This window comes from Pseudomonas sp. YJ42, from assembly GCF_047225135.1.
GTDB lineage: Bacteria > Pseudomonadota > Gammaproteobacteria > Pseudomonadales > Pseudomonadaceae > Stutzerimonas > Stutzerimonas stutzeri_E.
Window position 1 is genome coordinate 585211 of record NZ_CP178378.1, and the last position, 16057, is coordinate 601267.

The 16057-nt window shown below is 61.4% G+C and carries 16 protein-coding genes; 1 reads left to right on the top strand and 15 read right to left on the bottom strand.

Going from position 1 to position 16057, the window contains the following annotated elements:
* Positions 1-11: 11 nt before the first annotated feature.
* The 6 genes from sctL to ACL0K2_RS02485 are packed head-to-tail and all read right to left on the bottom strand — an operon-like array spanning position 12 to position 3281.
* Entirely contained in the window at positions 12-602 is a 591-nt protein-coding gene (sctL, locus tag ACL0K2_RS02460) for a type III secretion system stator protein SctL (protein ID WP_413043706.1), read from the bottom strand.
* A complete protein-coding gene (locus ACL0K2_RS02465; protein ID WP_152987083.1) occupies positions 599-1204 on the bottom strand; it encodes a hypothetical protein in 606 nt (201 codons plus the stop codon). The genes sctL and ACL0K2_RS02465 overlap by 4 nt, the downstream gene beginning before the upstream one ends.
* Positions 1201-1962, bottom strand: coding sequence for a type III secretion system inner membrane ring lipoprotein SctJ (gene sctJ, locus ACL0K2_RS02470; RefSeq protein WP_413043707.1), 762 nt, complete (start codon positions 1960-1962; stop codon positions 1201-1203). Before sctJ ends, ACL0K2_RS02465 begins: the two co-directional genes overlap by 4 nt.
* A gap of 1 nt (position 1963) precedes the next feature.
* Entirely contained in the window at positions 1964-2368 is a 405-nt protein-coding gene (locus ACL0K2_RS02475) for a hypothetical protein (protein WP_413043708.1), read from the bottom strand.
* Between the two features lie 32 nt (positions 2369-2400).
* Positions 2401-2619 carry a hypothetical protein gene (locus ACL0K2_RS02480; RefSeq protein ID WP_045162142.1) on the bottom strand — a complete coding sequence of 73 codons (219 nt, stop codon included), beginning with the start codon at positions 2617-2619 and terminating at the stop codon, positions 2401-2403.
* 44 nt (positions 2620-2663) lie between these two features.
* Positions 2664-3281: a hypothetical protein gene (locus ACL0K2_RS02485; RefSeq protein WP_239610386.1), complete on the bottom strand. Its 618-nt coding sequence runs from the start codon at positions 3279-3281 to the stop codon at positions 2664-2666.
* 77 nt (positions 3282-3358) lie between these two features.
* Between ACL0K2_RS02485 and ACL0K2_RS02490 the strand changes: the two genes are divergently transcribed.
* Positions 3359-4342 (top strand): tetratricopeptide repeat protein, encoded by a 984-nt coding sequence (locus ACL0K2_RS02490; RefSeq protein WP_052679307.1) that lies wholly within the window; start codon positions 3359-3361, stop codon positions 4340-4342.
* Between the two features lie 4 nt (positions 4343-4346).
* Here the strand turns inward: ACL0K2_RS02490 and ACL0K2_RS02495 are convergent, their stop codons facing one another.
* From ACL0K2_RS02495 to ACL0K2_RS02535, 9 genes are all read right to left on the bottom strand, one after another.
* Positions 4347-4736 (bottom strand): hypothetical protein, encoded by a 390-nt coding sequence (locus ACL0K2_RS02495; protein WP_413043709.1) that lies wholly within the window; start codon positions 4734-4736, stop codon positions 4347-4349.
* Positions 4726-6021 (bottom strand): type II and III secretion system protein family protein, encoded by a 1296-nt coding sequence (locus ACL0K2_RS02500; RefSeq protein WP_413044424.1) that lies wholly within the window; start codon positions 6019-6021, stop codon positions 4726-4728. The genes ACL0K2_RS02495 and ACL0K2_RS02500 overlap by 11 nt, the downstream gene beginning before the upstream one ends.
* A gap of 50 nt (positions 6022-6071) precedes the next feature.
* On the bottom strand, positions 6072-8204 hold the full coding sequence (gene sctV, locus ACL0K2_RS02505; RefSeq protein WP_413043710.1) for a type III secretion system export apparatus subunit SctV: 2133 nt from the start codon (positions 8202-8204) through the stop codon (positions 6072-6074).
* Positions 8201-8530 (bottom strand): hypothetical protein, encoded by a 330-nt coding sequence (locus tag ACL0K2_RS02510; protein ID WP_045162139.1) that lies wholly within the window; start codon positions 8528-8530, stop codon positions 8201-8203. The genes sctV and ACL0K2_RS02510 overlap by 4 nt, the downstream gene beginning before the upstream one ends.
* A complete protein-coding gene (locus ACL0K2_RS02515) occupies positions 8527-8910 on the bottom strand; it encodes a hypothetical protein (RefSeq protein ID WP_045162138.1) in 384 nt (127 codons plus the stop codon). Before ACL0K2_RS02515 ends, ACL0K2_RS02510 begins: the two co-directional genes overlap by 4 nt.
* Before the next feature lie 37 nt (positions 8911-8947).
* Positions 8948-9844: an FHA domain-containing protein gene (locus ACL0K2_RS02520; protein ID WP_413043711.1), complete on the bottom strand. Its 897-nt coding sequence runs from the start codon at positions 9842-9844 to the stop codon at positions 8948-8950.
* A 106-nt stretch (positions 9845-9950) separates the two neighbouring features.
* Positions 9951-10112: a hypothetical protein gene (locus ACL0K2_RS02525; protein WP_177330795.1), complete on the bottom strand. Its 162-nt coding sequence runs from the start codon at positions 10110-10112 to the stop codon at positions 9951-9953.
* Between the two features lie 361 nt (positions 10113-10473).
* Positions 10474-14175 carry a hypothetical protein gene (locus ACL0K2_RS02530; RefSeq protein WP_413043712.1) on the bottom strand — a complete coding sequence of 1234 codons (3702 nt, stop codon included), beginning with the start codon at positions 14173-14175 and terminating at the stop codon, positions 10474-10476.
* A gap of 453 nt (positions 14176-14628) precedes the next feature.
* Positions 14629-16035: a PLP-dependent aminotransferase family protein gene (locus ACL0K2_RS02535; protein ID WP_045162137.1), complete on the bottom strand. Its 1407-nt coding sequence runs from the start codon at positions 16033-16035 to the stop codon at positions 14629-14631.
* Positions 16036-16057: the final 22 nt, after the last annotated feature.

The window sequence follows — 16057 nt, forward strand, 5'->3', positions numbered from 1 at the left end:
CGGTAGTTCGCTCACGCCGATAGCTCCCGACTGGACGGATGGAGCGCCTTCGACAGTCCTTCGAGCTGCGCATCGAGGTCTAGGTCCACCACTGCCGAACGGCTGGCGAGCATCGCCTGAGCGCCCACCAGCTGCGAATCCGCGGTTACGGTCGGCGACCGGCTGCCCACCAGCGCGTCAAGGTTGGCCTGCACCGCTGCAACCTGCTCAGGAGCGACGTGTAGCGTCAGCACCTGTTGATCACGGAACGCTTTCAGTGCTTTCGCAGTGAGACGGGCGATGCGTTCAGCATGGTCCAAGCCTTCGATCAGCTGACGAACAACAGAAAGCGCGAGCTTCGCCAGATCACCTTCCAGACCGGCGAGGTAGCGTTCGACGTCCGCATGGGTCTTAGTCAAGAGCTCTGCCGCCGCATCGGCTCCCTGCCGGTGCCCATCGGCGTAACCCTGCTCGCGAAGTTGATCGGCCTCCTGCAGCGCACGTTCGCGTAAGGCTTCGGCCTGCTCACGCGCCGCCTGAAGAAAAGCAAAGCCGTCGGCCCAGGCCTGCGCCTCGTCAGCGCGAAGGATGATGCGGTTCGGCTGTGTCGGCAGATCACTCATGGCTTGTCAGCTGCCTCAGCGAAGTAATCGACGGCGACGGCGCGCACGATCTCGAGTCGACGTGCGTCATGCTCATCACCCACAGGCGCACCCTCATCAAATCCGCGCAGACGCATCCAGTCCCGTGACGACAGCGATAGTTGGACGTACCAGGCGGCCATGCAGGCTTCGCCTGTGGCACAGACGGTAGCTTCCAGTCCCGCCGGATCATCCGAAACCGCCGGCAACCATGCGAGCGCTCGGTGTCGCAGTGCCAATTCATACAGCGGCCGGCCAAAGCGCTCGGTTAGCGTCTGCACCTGTGCCGCCTGAATGGCACACGCGAAGGTTTGCGCATGACAAACAGCGCCACAGGCTCGACTCAGCTCGGACCACTGGCTGGCACTGGCACGCAACAGATGACGATCACCTGCATCAAGGACCGGATCGAGGGGCACGGCATTGCCTGCGAGCAACTGAAGTAGCCGGTCATGGAAACGCGGCTCGGCGAGCAGCACATCGACACTGGCGACACCTATCTGTTGACGAGCCAGCGCCGACACGTCGAGCAGGCTGAGCAGCTCGGTGCTCGACGGCGGCCAATCCATAGCGTCCGCACTCATGTGCGCGGCACCAATGGGTAGACGCGCGCCCCGACAGCGGGACGACGCAACAGCCAGATACAGACGCCGGCGAGTGCCAGCACCGTCAGCAGAAGGCTGCCGAAAACCCAGCGTGCCTGATCGAGGCTGGCCTGTTGCAGGGTTATGCCGAAGAATCGCACCAGCGGCTCGGTCGCACGCTCGACGGGCGCCGGCGCTTCGACGGGAATCACCGAGACGCCTTCGTAGCTCAGCCCGGAGATGCCGTTTGCCACCAACGTTTTCACCTGAGGCAACAAGCGATTGATATCCAGCCCGGGTTCATGGCGGATGAACACCGAGGCCGAAGATGGCACCGTGTTGCGCTTGAGCAGATCGTTATCTGGCAATACCACGTGCACGCGCGCCGATAGCACGCCATCGACCTGGGAAACGGTATGTGACAGCTCCTCACTGAGCGCATAGATCATCTGTGCGCGTTCCTGCACAGGCGACGACACCAGGCCATTGTTCTGGAACACCTCGCCTAGATTGGTGAAGCTCTGCTCCGGCAAACCGGCATCCTCAAGCAACGACACGGCGTCGGCGAAGCGGCGCTTGTCCACTGTCACGGTCAACCGTCCATCCTTCTGCATGACTCGATCAGCCGCGATACCCCGCTCCAGCAGCACTGCCACCATACGGTTCGCTTCGCGTTGCTCGAGGTCGCTGTAGAGTTCGGTGTCGCAGGCCTGCAGCAGTAGCATCAGTGCAAACAACGGGATCAACCTGAGCCGCATGTCATTGGCCTCGCAGCAGCGTATTGGCCGCACCAGATATCTGCGTCGCACCGCGCACCACCATTTGCGTCTCGATGGCATGATCGAACATCCGGCTCAACGACTCGGCAACCTTTTCGAGCTGAGCGTCGGCCATGCGCGTCGGTGCGCCAGGCTGATCAACCACGCTGACCTGCGCGTCGACGGCAGTTGGCCCGCTGCCGGATAGGCTGTCAGCGCGGGCAGCAAATGCTTGGGACCGCTCCAGAAACCCGTCGAGTCCATTGACCAGCCCTTCACCCAACTGCGCGGGGCTGGCTCCCTGTCCCGCGCTTTGGGCCTGGCTAGCCAGGTGTTCGAAAAGGTTCTGCGATGCCAACTCCTGCCCCCCGCTGGCGAGGTTGCTGGTGGAAATTGCTGGCGTCATCGCGTCTCCCCTTCTGTCTGTGGTGCAGACGTTTACTCGTCCGACATGGCTTCGTTGAGAATCTCAGTGGCGCGCGGCATAAGGATCATCTGCCCACCGACCTGTATGGCCCCGATGATCAATTGCTCGTTGAAGTCGGCCTCCGACAGCTCGTTTTGGGCGTTCTCGATGGCCTCGTCGAAGGTCCGCTCGTTGGAAGCGGCACTCGAGCCGTCGGTGATGACGCTGGTATCTACGGGATTGATCGACATGGAACTCTCCTGCGTGGATGTGCCCAGGGCACGGTCAGTGGTTGTCAGCTGCGATTGCTGACGACTTCGGTGTCGGCGCCGCCCCGGAATATGCGGACGCCGATACTCGGAGCTCGACCCGGACTGCCACGCAGGCTATCCAGGCGTTGCTGAACATGAGCGATGTAGCCCGGCGGGCCTGAGACGTTCAGTGTCGCGCGGCGCTCGTCCAGACGCGCCCCGACGCCTGTTCCGTGGCGAAGCGTGGCAAGCAGATGATCAAGCGCATCGCTGTCGAACGGGCCGACGTTGAAGCTGCGGCTAGCGAGTTCGGTGGCTGAATCGACCACGACCGCATCGCCCTTGAGGTACCAGGTAAGCCCGGCAGCGGTTGAAATACGCTTCAGAAAGGCTGCGGCGTCCGGCGCCTGGATGTCCCCTCGCACTCTGCCCTTCACGCGTGCAGATAGAATGACCGGCACGTTCAGGTTACGGCCGAACTCAGCCAGCACGTTGCGCACGTCCTGATCAATCACGCGATAGCGATAGGGTTGAGCGAACCAGTCGGGGTCAGACGTGGCCTGCGCAGGTTGTGCGAGGGCAAGCCAAGCGAAAAACCAGATCGCGGCATGACGGAATGGCCGCAGGATGTTGAAGGCGTCATCGTGGCGATACGAGGTCATGTTCGTTCCATCCATACCATCACCTTGAAAGGCGACAGTCGGGCGCGGGCCCGCTAGGAAAAACAGCCATCCTGGTATTGCGCGACTACAACGACCACGTCCAGCAGCCGAAACGCGGAAGTCGCGTCAGCGACCTCTCGAATGGCAAAAGTATTGCGGCCCCAGATGACAACATGATTGCAGCGGCCCTGATGGCGTCGGCGGAATGTCATGGCATTGTCATGCCGCTCTGGCCCAATCGCTTGCTGCACCCACGCAGGAGCTATCCGTTGCCAGAGTTTGTCCGCCCCCGCCTGTCGGCTGTCTTCGTCTGCATGGCGCTAAGCGCCTGCGCCAGCAATCCCACCCCCCCTGTCAGTGATCGCGACCGTCTCCTATCGCTGGCCGAACAGGTGCGACGTGGCGGGGACCCAGCCTCGGCTGTCGCGCTGTATGAACGAGCCGCCGAGCTGAGCGATCAGGCACCGGAGGTCATGCTCGCACTCGGCGATACGAAGCTGGTTACAGGTGATGCAAGCGGGGCAGCACAAGCGTTTCGCGCGGTATTGACCCGCAATCCGGACGACCCACAGGCGCTACTCGGGCTGGGCACCGCGGACCTGCAGCAGGGTCGCATCGAGCGCGCCGTACGGTCTCTCCAAGCCGCCGCGCCGCAGATCGACACGGCGGTAGCTTATAACCGTCTCGGAACCGCGTACGTGCTGTCCGGCGCGTTCACTGAAGCCCAAGCCGCCTACGGAACCGCACTGGCGCATGCGGGCGGCGACCTGGACATTCGCAGCAACCTGGCGTTGGCATTCGCACTTGACGGTCAAGCCCAGCGAGCACGAGCAGAGGCTACGGCGATTACCGAATCCCCATTATCCGAACCGCATCACGTGCGCCAGCAAATGCTGGTATTGACCCTGCTTGGTGATGATCAATCCGCAGCTGATGCGCTGGCTGGTTTACCCAAGGCAGAGCGCGGCGAGTTGCTCGCTCAAGCTCGGGCGATCCGTTCTATCAAAGATCCCGCGGCCCGAGCGCGTGCCGTCGGCTTGTTGACCTCCACCCAACTCTGACCTGTCAGGGTGCGCCTGTGCTGCTCTCCTGCTCCAGACGCCGGCTGCGCTCGCGCTCATCTTCGTTATCGCCACGCAGGTAGCGCTCCGCGGCCTGGGCAACTGGCGCCGCGAAGGGCGGTCCGGTATCGCGACCGCGACGCAGGTCATCAGGCCGCTCGACCATCCGCTGCAAATTGAGCGCATTGGCGCAACCGACCGGCAGGCGGGGCGAATTCGTTCCATTAGCAATGGCCAGACAAGCCTCCGGAAAAGGCCGCGAGTCGCCGGGCAGGTCCACATCGAACCCTGCCGAATAGTGCGGTGAGTCCAGCTCAGTGGCGCAGCCGCCAAGCATCGCAACCAGCCCCACCCAAACGACCGTTGCAGAAAAAAAGCGGATCTCATTCAACATGGAAGCCGAACTCCGTACGACGCGTGAACGCTGACGCGCCAGCCAGTTGCCAGGCGGGATTGGTGCCCGCCGGGTCCAGCGGTGTCGCCAAGTCGCGCTCGCCGCTCGGCTCGACCAGATACGGCGTGATCAGGATGACCAGCTCCGTCTCGTTCTGCTGAAAGCGCCGGGAACGAAACAAGCTGCCCAGCACCGGCATATCTCCCAGTAGCGGCAGGCGATCCATATCTTGCGAGTTATTGCGTTGGAACAACCCGGCAATGGCGAAGGTCTGTCCGCTGCCTACCTCTACCCGCGTATCGGCGCGGCGGATACGGAACGTCGGCACCGTCAGCCCGGCGATTTCAACCGTGCTGCTGCCATCCAGGCTGCTGACCTCAGGTCGCACCCGCAGACCGATCCGCTCGCCGGGTAGCAGCGTCGGGGTGAACATCAGCGAGACGCCATAAGGTTTGTATTCGATACCCACCAGCTCGTTGCTGACGGGGACCGGCACCGGGATCTCCCCGCCCGCCAGAAAGCTTGCAGTCTGCCCGGTCATGGCCGTGATATTCGGCTCGGCAAGAATCTCGAGAATCCCGTTACTCTGCAGCGCGTCGAGCAGCACGTCGACACTGCCGCTGCCGGAGCTGAAACCGCCACCGATCAGGTTGGTCGCCCCGTTGGCTGCCGCGCTGGCCAACGGGCCACCGGTCACCAGGCCGAAGGAGAAGTTTCCGGCGTTGACCAAGGCGTTCCAGTTAACGCCATAACTGAGCAGTTGCTGACGTGAAACCTCGGCGAACCGAACTCGGATGTTGACCTGTGGCGAGCCGGCATAAGTGGTCGCATTGATGGCCGGTTGGCCTTCTATAGCCTGGCTGTCCAACGAAGCCTGGGTAGCCAGCGCAGACTGCACCGTATCCGCTTCTCCGGATGCGAACGCGCGGCGCCCGGCAAGATCGACACGCACCTTGCCACCACCGTCGGGCCGAACGTCCAGGCTGACCGTGCCGCGTGTTTGTTGTTCTGGCCCCAGAGCGATCAGATCGGTCTTGCCAACCGCCTTGGCGTAGACATAAGCGACGCCGTCGGAGACGACGCGTACGTCAGCGATCGTCGGATCGGCGACAAACAGTGACTCAACGGCCGCAGGAAAGCGCAGCACCCTCCCTTCCCCCGGCGTCAGGCCGATCTGCTGGGCACTGCCAGGATCGATCGTGACCGGGCGGGCCTGAGCCATGACCGGCATCAATCCGAAGGCAAGCACCAACCAGCACAGCGGCCGGTACGTGGCCGCAGTCAGCCAACGAATAGCGTTCAGGAAACGTTCGGGCATGGGCGCTCCTTGCCGGCTCAAGAGGCTGCCATTGACGCAGGGGCGCGTTCTGGCGACGGTTTATAGCCCCGCGGCAGCTCCACAGGCGCGAGTGGCTGCACGAAAAATTCGCGGGTCAGGTCCTGGAAGCTCAGTACGGCGATATCGAGCCCTTGCCGGACAACCAATTGGCGCAGATAGCGGCGCAGGTCTGGTGATGTCATCAGCACCGGTTCCAGGTTGCCGCTCAGTCCGTCGTAATGCCCCTGGAGCTGGGACAACACGCCACGAGAGAGGGCTTCGGGCAATGCCTGGGCGCGATCGCTACGACGTAGCGCCTGTCTGATCGCCTCTTCCAGCGGACGGGTGAGGGTAAAGGCTGCGATGACGCGGTTGCCATCGGCGTGGCGGTGGCAGATCTGACGCGACAGTGCCGCACGGACATGCTCGCTCAACACATGAATTTCAAGATCGCGCCCGCCCCACTCCACCAGCGCTTCGAGCACGCCGCGCAAGTTGCGCAGTGCAATGCCTTCGTCCAGCAGCCGCCGAAATACTTCGGACGTGCGCTGCAACGACACGACGCGCTGGGCTTCCTTGACCAGCTCAGGATACTCAGCTTCCATTCGCGACAGCAGTTGGCGAGTTTCCTGGATACCGAGAAACTCCGCGGCGTACCGCCGTAGCGTATGCGCCAGATAGGCGCCGAGCGCTTCGTCGATTCCCCGACAGGCCACTCCTGCCTCATTCAGCGCAGTGCGTGCGCCTCGTTCGACCCATAAAGTTTCCCGCCGCCCGATCAAAGGTGGCAGGTACTGTGCGTCGAAGCCGGCCAGTGACAGCGTCACCGTGTCGTCAAGTACCTGCAGACAGCCCGGCGCGACGCTCGCCTCGGCGATCGGCACCCCATCAATATCGACACCGATGCGGCCCTGCGCTGCGCTCGGATCGCATCGCACACCGACACGCGGCAGCTCGATGCCCAGTTCATCCATGACCTGCTGGCGCGCTTCGCCCGCCTGAGCTCTTACAGCGTCGAGGACCAGATCACGCTCCAGCGCAGCCCCCAGCCACAGCGTAACGCGGCAGTTCCGGTCATCGCTTTCCACCAAGGCCGGTCCAACCTGCGGCTCAGCCGGCGGCGTCGCAATCAGGCTCTCGAGCACCGGGTCGGCACCGGCCGCCTGTACTGGCCGCTCGCGACGCGCCAGACGGTAGGCGAAGGCGCCAAGAATCGCAGACAGGGCCAGAAACACAGGGGCGGGGAAGCCCGGCACGATCGCCATGCCGCCAAGAATGACGGCCGTCAGCCCCAGCGCCCGCGAGTTGGCACCCAACTGACCGACGATTTCCGTACCCAGGTCGCGCTCGTCTTCAGACGCGACGCGGGTCACTACCGTGCCCGCCGCAACGGCAATCAACAGCGCGGGAATCTGGGCGATCAGACCATCACCTACGGTCAGCAGTGAATAGGTATGAAGGGCCTCGTCAAACGGCATTCCACGCTTGAGCATACCGATCATCCAACCGCCGAACAGGTTGACGAAGAGGATCACGAGGCCGGCGATCGCGTCGCCTTTGACAAACTTCATCGCGCCATCCATCGCTCCGTAGAGCTGGCTCTCGCGCTCCAGACGGGAGCGCCGCGTGCGCGCCTCCTGCTGATCGATGTCGCCGTTGCGCAGATCGTTGTCGATACTCATCTGCTTGCCCGGCATCGCGTCGAGCGTAAAGCGGGCGGCTACTTCGGCCACGCGTTCCGAACCCTTGGTAATCACCAGAAACTGCGCAACCGTGATGATCAGGAACACCACAAGGCCGATCAGCACTTCACCGGCAATGACGAATTCGCCAAAGGCTTGCACGATCTCGCCAGCGTCACCTTCCAACAGGATCAGGCGAGTGGTCGTGATCGACAACGCTAACCGAAATAAGGTGCTCAGCAGGATCACTGGCGGCAAGGCGGAAAAGTCCACTGCTCGGGTCAGGTAAAACGCAACAACCAGGATCAACAGACTGAACGCGATGTTGATGCCAATGAGCAGATCTACCAGCCAGGTCGGCAGCGGCATGATCATCATCGCCACAGCGAGGAGCATGAACGCGGCGATCACCACGTCGCTGCGACCAGCAGCCAGTTGCGCCAGGCGATTCAACGGAGCCAGGGTCATTCGGTTCTCCAGGCCAGATAGCGGTGAAAACACTCGCGCGCATCGTCACGCCGGTTGAGTATCCATAAGGCCCGGCTGCGCAATAACTGGTGGTCGGCCTTTTCGCCTTCGAGCAAGGCCAGCTGATCGATCGCTAGCAGCGCGCGGCGGCCATCACCCGCAGCAAGGAAGCCACCAATCAGCGTCCGAAGAATGGAAGGCTGCGTGGGGGCAAGGCGCACGGCGAGCAATAGCATTGCCAGCCCGCGCTGGGGCTGTCCCGCGCGCGAGTAAAGATCGCCACGCACTTGTAGCCATTGCGCGGCCTCGTGGTGGTGAATGCTCATGAAATCGGATCCGGCGATAACCATTCGAGAAGCGCCATCTGCTGATCGCACTCTTCCAGCAGCATGCACTCGAGGGTTTCCAAGGTTTCAGCGTCGCCTTCCAACGATGGCAGCACCTGGTCCAGCAGGTACTGAAGAACTTCCAGCGAACGGCTTTCGCCGAGCAGCGCCGGATCGTCAATGATGGGCATCGTTGCCCGCTCCAACGCGCTGATCAGGGACCGAGTCTGAGCGCCGCGCCTTGTACGCAGCAAGCGCTCGAAGGTGTCACCAGCGGTACCGTTGACGACCGGATTGAAACGCCGCACCGCATCGGCAGTGGTTGCTGCCGACACGTCCGGACCCGCTGAACGACCAAGTCGATGGGGATCGATTCTCATCGCCATGAGCTCCGGTGGATGTCTAGCGTTTGTCGGCTCATAGGGTCAGCACGAACTCGGCGCCATCGCGACGCAGCAGCAGGCGCTCGGCTTCGATGCTCGCCAGCACCCAACCACCGTCCACTGCTGCACCCGGGTATAAGCGTTGTCCGTTTTCGCCGATCACGTAGGGGTTTTCCCCTGTCCAGATCGCTTGCACCCGCACGCGAGGCGGTTCGATCGGCGCGGCCGGGCTGACCGCACCGTGCAGCAGATGGCTGTGCCCGTAGGTTTGGTCGAACCAACGCTGGACATCGCGCCACCGTTGCATCCTGTCCGCATCGAGCGCGCCGGTCACCTGCAGGTAGCTGCCCTGAACATCCAGGCGTAGCGCTTGAAGATTCGCGTCTGCCAACCGGGCGCGCAGTTCTTCGGTAGGGTCGGCAGACGCTGGGGCAACGCTTATGGATGTTTGGGCGGGCTGCTCTGGCTCTACACGCGACGAAGCGCCACTCATGGCCAGAAAAGGAAACAGGCACAACCCGAGACCCGCGACACTTCCGGCTAACACCGCAGCGCGACGATCCAGCCAGCTCTGCAGCGGCGTCGCGATCGCACCAGTGGTACCCGCGCAAATGTGCATCTCCACCTCACCGATCCTGAGCGTGACAGGTAGCCGGCCAAGGTACCCGCAGCCCTGCGCGACATGGGTGCCGTCGACATGCAGATCGGCACCAACGGCTTCGACGCGCAACCCCTTGCGCTTGACCAGTTGCAGCGCGAAGTGCTCGGGCGCGATCACGGCGTCACTGAGCACGACATCGCAGGTCAGGTCGCTGCCGATCCGACAGCGCTCATCGGTAAGCAGAAATGAGGCGCCAGCATGCGCGCCGGCCGAGACCACGAATCGCGGTGGCGTCGGCGCCGAGTGGGTGGTGAGGATCTGGGCAGTCATTGGATTCGAGCCCCGGAGCGGTGTTCATGGGGCGTTCTACTCGCCACATGATGAAGAAATCGATGCTGAACGGCCGGGCGACGACTGTTCGCCGCCCGGTCGCGAATCAGTTCTGAGGACGCTGTTTGGTGGCGTCGAGCTCAGTCTTCTTCTCGGTGGTGATCTCGGTGATCTTGGCCGATTTTTCGATAGCGGCGTCGAACGCTGCTTCCATTTTGGCGATTGCGGCGTCTGCGCTGGTGGTGCTGGAAGGGGCAACAGTACTCATATCGATGTCTCCTTGAAGGGATAGAAGGACATGCGCAAACCGCGACTGCTCGGCTGCAACCTGCACACTGCTTACGAACAAAACACCCCGTTGGGCTGCGCTGTCCGTTGCATTTTCAGGATGAAGGCCAAAGGTGACGGTAATATGGCGAGATGCTTGATGCAGAGCAGTTTATTGACACGCACCTGACAGACGGTAGAGCCGTTTACGCCCCTCTGGCCAAGCGCCTCCCAGAACTGACGACCGCCATCATGCACGCGAGCAATCTGCCGTCAGTGCAAAAAAAAGCCCGAACGGCCAGGGGCCACTCGGGCAAGCTTGGTGCTTCGGTTTCCTTGATCGAGGGAGCCGAGCAAATGGATCAACTCGCTACGGTACTTCCCTCATCCATCTGGGTTTGCAAGTTACTTCCGTCCCCGTCGTAATCCACGTGTGTGATGTAGTCAAAGCCTGGCGATGGCAGATTTCCATCCTCAACGAAGAACTCGTACTCCTCTTCGCGGTACTCGAAGATGCTCTGGTCGTCCGGCGCGTCACGCTGGCCATAGCTGTACATGTACTGGTCAAGAAACTCGAAGCGCTGCAACCCGTCTTCGGTCAACAGGCCCTGCTCGTCCAGGTCAGCGAACAATTGCTGCAGGTCATCGCGATGGGCATCCATTCGATTGTTGTGCTTGATGTCCTCGACGATCAGGAACGGGGTCAACGCCACGGTCAGTGCGGCGCCTACCCACAGTAGCGGCGCGGCAATGGCCCGGGCGGCATTGGAGCCCAGAAGCGCCGCCATCTGTGCGCCACCGCCGGCGAAGTTGAATGCTCCGGCGGCCACGGTGATAGCCCCTTGCGCCACTGCAACCTTGTCGTTGCTGGCTAGTCCTGACTTGATCTTCAGTCCCCCGAGCACAAGGTCGGCCACACCGGTAAAGGTATTGGCCCCTGCATCCATTACCCGAAGAAAGGCCGAGACGCCCCGGGTGGTCGGCGTGCTGCCGTTGAGTCCCGGGTTCTTGGCGAAGCCGTCGCGGAAGCCGGCGTTAAGCTGATCCCACTGATCGGGCGTCAGATCAAGCTTCTTCGCCAGCTTGTCCTTGTCTTCGATGGGTGCGGCATCAACGGCGGTGTTGAAGTCCGTGAGAATCTGATGCAAATCGCCTTCGACCAGCCCCATGTTCCGACCGGCACCGCCTGGGACGTCCTTTCCAAATATCTGCGGCAAGGACTTGTCGAGCCCCAACATTTGATTGACGTGAGTGCCACGGACGCTGTCGACGATATTGCTGCCCAAGTTGACGAAGTGCTGCCCTGCGCCCAACACGCTGACGAAGTCCTTGGCGATGGCCAGTCGCTCCTCTGGCGTGTCCGCCAGCGTGCCGCCCTTGCCCGCGATCTGATAGATGCCAGAGGCCAGCGAAATCAGACCGCCTGCCGACCCGAGCACGCCGTTGCTATTGAGCTCGGTGATGGTCTTCAACATGCTGCCGTGGGCACCCTCGCCCAACGTCTTGTAGATGTCCTTGCCCATGACCTTGTCGATATCGGCCGCGGTCACGGTCCCGTTTTTGGCGAAGGTCGCGCCCAGTTCCTTCAAGGCCTCACCGAACGCTTTGGCGGTCTGCTTGTTGCCCAGAAACTCCTGCACGAAACGCTCGGTTTCCACAGTACGGCGGGTCATGTCGACACCACCCTTCTTCAGCGCAGTCAGAAGGGTTTTGATGGTGTCCTGGGTCGCAAGTACCGTGTTTTCGTCATTGATTCCGGAGGGATCGGCGAGCAGCTTGTCCAGGTCCATGGTCGTCGCATCGATCATCATGTGCTGCGAAAACTGTGCGGCCTTGTCCGGATCGAAGGCAGCGAGCGATGCGTAGGTCTTGCCGATATCGGCTTCAGCCAGATCAGCCTTGCCGCTCTCCTTCAGATCGGCAATGTAGCGCGAGTACTCCTCGGAGAAGGCCATCTTCTCAAGCTTGTCGAGTACCGCGTCTTTGTCCGGCAGCGCGTCAAGGGCCTTGCCCTGTTGGGCCTGGAAATCTTTTTGCACAATGCTGGAGCCGAACAGCTCGGCCGTTTGCTCATCAACCTTGGCTCGATCGATGATCGAGGCGAAGTCCTCGCCGTTGACCTTGGACGTGCTCTGACCCATCGACATGTCCAGCGTCACCATGTCCAGGCCATTCTCGCTGGCAGCCTGGGCGCGCAAGGCGTTGTACAACTTGGCGCGGTCGTCGTCCTTTGCAATGCTGCCGTTGTCGATGCCGGTCTTCCATTCGCTGATCAGGTTCTGCCAGGTCAGCTCGCCTACGGTCAACTTGCGATTCTTGTCATTCGGATCGGCAGTCGTGGTTTCCAGGTTGGCCACATCCGTTTCGGAGTCCAAAGGCAGACCGGCGCTCTTGCGTTCGAAATCCAGCCTGCTGTCTTCGGTAGCCTCAGGTCCCTTGAGGCTTGAGAAACCGTACTTACCGAAGTCCTGGAGGCGGCCTGCTTCAGTGCCATTCCTCGCTTCGCCATCCTTGGTGATGCCGTCAATGCTGCCATTGCCCACATCGCTTCCAGACAAAAGCTTTCCGTCGCTGTCATGTGTTTCGATAAATTCGAGTACTTGCGAAGCCCTGAACGCGGCGTCGGCATCCTTCTCGAAATCGCCGACTTGGTCTTTCAGCATGTCCTTGATGCCGCTCTGGTTCCCGAGATTCTTGAGCAATGGATCGCCATTGATGATGTCTTGTGCCGAGCGATCATCGCTGTCCGGCCGCTCCCACACGATGCCGAGTTTTTCCGCCTGTTCGCGAGCGTCCTTGTCATTGGCGGCCGACGCCGGGTCCTTGAGTTCGCCTTTGAGGTGGGAGAAGCCGAACTTGCCGAAGTCCTGAAGACGCCCGGCCTCCGTGCCGTTCTTCGCTTCGCCGCTCTTGGTGAAGCCATCGACACTCCCATTGCCGACATCTTTCCCGGCGATCTTCTCGCCTGAACTGTCCATCGTCTCGATATGCTCGAGAACCTGAGCCGCTCGGTAAGCGGCATCGGCATCCTTCTCGAAGTCGCCAACCTGCTCCTTGAGCATGTCTTTGACGCCGCTCTGGTTCCCAAGGTTTTTCAGCAACGGGCTGTCGTCGATGATGTCCCGGGCAGAGCGCTCATCACCTTCGGGACGTTCCCATTTGATTCCCAGCTTCTCGGCTATTTCGCGTGATTGCTTGTCATCCGCTGCAGCGGACACCTGATTGAGCTCCCCCTTGAGGTGAGAGAATCCATACTTCCCAAAATCCTGTAGACGTCCGGCCTCGGTGTTCGCCCTCGCCTCGCCGCTCTTGGTGAAGCCATTGATGCTGCCGTTGCCGATGTCGCCGCTGATGATGCGGTTACCGTCGCCATCAAGCTTCTCGACATGTTCCAGTACCTGAGCGGCTCGGTAAGCGGCATCGGCATCGTTTTCGAAATCGCCGACCCGCTCTTTGAGCATGTCTTTGACGCCGCTCTGGTTACCTAGGTTCTTGAGCAGGGGATTGTCATTGATGATGTCTTGCGCTGAGCGGTCATCCCCGTCCGGACGTTCCCATTGGATGCCGGCGGCCTCGGCCTGCTCTCGGGCTTCGGTGTCGTCGCCAACAGTGCTGACATCGTTGAGCTCACCCTTGAGGTGGGTGAAGCCATATTTCCCGAAGTCCTGCAGTCGACCCGCTTCGGTGGCATGTCTCGCCTCGCCGCTGCTAGTGAACCCGTCTACTCTGCCGTTATCCACATCGTTGCTGGCGATACGGTTGCCGCTTTCGTCGAACTTCTCGATATGCTCCAGGACCTGCGCGGCCCGGTACGCCGCATCGGCATCTTTCTCGAAATCGCCGACGCGCTCTTTCAACTTGTCCTTCACGCCGCTCTGGTTTCCCAGATTTTTCAGCAGCGGCGTATCGTCGATAATCTCTTGTGCTGAGCGTTTGTCGTCTGCTGGACGCTCCCAATTTATGCCTGCTTCCTTGGCCCCCTCAGCCGCCTGCTCCCACGCTCTTGTGGAATTCGAGTCCGTTCTGGGGTTGTCGCCTGCGTTACTCGTCGCTTTGACGGTCATTGTCTATTCCTTTCTCGAAGCACCAGAAAAGTACAGTGACTACATGAGCTTACGTGGGCCGGGCGCAATACTCGCTACTGGCTGGATCGGATGATGTAAACACCGTCCATGAGAACCCTCATGAATGAAAATTCAATGACAGCCCAACCCATCGAGCAACGCACTGCATTTCAACGGGACCTGACGTGTGAGCGATAACGCTTCGGCCGACCAGACGCAGCATGAATCCCCTCGCGAACGGTGCGATGTGTTTCGTAACGACAGGGCCTCCTGATCCGCATCGGACGGCGATGTCCGGGCCGACGCCTGACAGCCATACCCCCAGCAAGCCATCCAACGGTGCGGTGAGCTTCTGCAAGACCAATCGATACCGGCTTTCTTCCGAGCACCGCCGACCTGCGGTAATCAACCTGCAAACGGCCTGGTACCGTATTCTGGGCCGGGAATCCGCGCCTATATCAGTGATTCAGTGAGCTGAACCAGATGTCTGCAGCAATCCTCAATGCCTTCGGCTGGAACATTGGTCACGCCCAACAGCAATCCACTTTGGGCCTGTGCAGCATCGGCATACCAGATGGATAACGGTAACGGCGCAATCCCGAATGCCAACGCCTCCTGGCTGATGGCAACGTCGTCCGTGCCTCGAGGCAAGTGCAACAGCAAAGCAAGTCCGGCCATCGCTTCGCTCGTGCCTGGAACGTTCAAGGCACGCTGTAGAGCGGCCAACCGGGCGGCATAGGTGCGCTTCATTCTGCGCAGGTGGCGCAGGTAATGGCCCTTGCGCATGAACTCGGCGAGCGCCCATTGGCTGGCGATCGACGCCGCAGGTGCCAGCGCAGCCGCTGTGTCTGCGACCCGGTTTGCCAAGGATGCCGGAGCCACAACAAACCCTAGGCGCAAACCCGGGTTGATGGTTTTGCTGAAAGTGCCAATGTGAATGACCCGACCTGAACGATCCTGGGAGGCAAGAGCCGGGGCCGCTCGACCTGCGAGTTGCAGCTCGCTCAGGTAGTCATCTTCTATGATCCAGCTGCCATTCCTCTCAGCCCACTCCAGCAGGCGAAGGCGCCGTGCCAGCGACAACGTCACACCCAGAGGTGCCTGCTGCCCTGCGGTGACGACTGCCAACGCCGCGTTCGGCGCGTGTCGGATACCCTCTTCGACGTTCAAACCCTGTGCATCAACCCTGACGGGTACCGACTCGATCCCCGCCATGGAAAGCGCCGTTCGGGTCATTGGATAGCCGGGATCTTCCATCCATGCCGTCTGCCCTCGCAAACCGAGCGCATGCAGGATCAGCCCTAGGCCACCCGAGTAGCCCGAGGTGATGACGATCTGCTCTGGCGCACAGATGACGCCTCGCGCCACCGAAAGATAGGCGGCGATCTCGGTCCGCAAACCGGGCTCGCCGCGAGGGTCCGGGTAGCTGACCGGAGCCATTGCGGCCTGACGGGCCGCGCCCGCGGCAATGCGTGACCATACTTTGTAGGGAAAAACGTCCTGCGCGGGTATGCCAGCCTGGAACACCATGGGTGCGTTGCTGAATGGATGCTGGTAGAAGTCCGGTAATGGCGAGCGCAAACTGCTGGCGTCAATCGCCCGGACCGCAGGTAACGGCTGCGCGACAAAGGTACCCGCAGCGCCCCGGGAGACGATCAACTGATCGTCGATCAATCGCTCATAAGCCGCCCGCACGGTGCCACGGGCTACGCCTAGTTGAACACTGAGGTCCCGCCAGGATGGCAAGCGAGCACCCGCATACAGATGCCCCTCGCCGATCGATCTGCCAATGGCTCCAACGATTTGCTCAACCAGGGAAAGCCCCGCCTCGCGGTTGAGTTCAATGCGCAAATCTTCCATGCATCCATCACCCGCTGGCGTT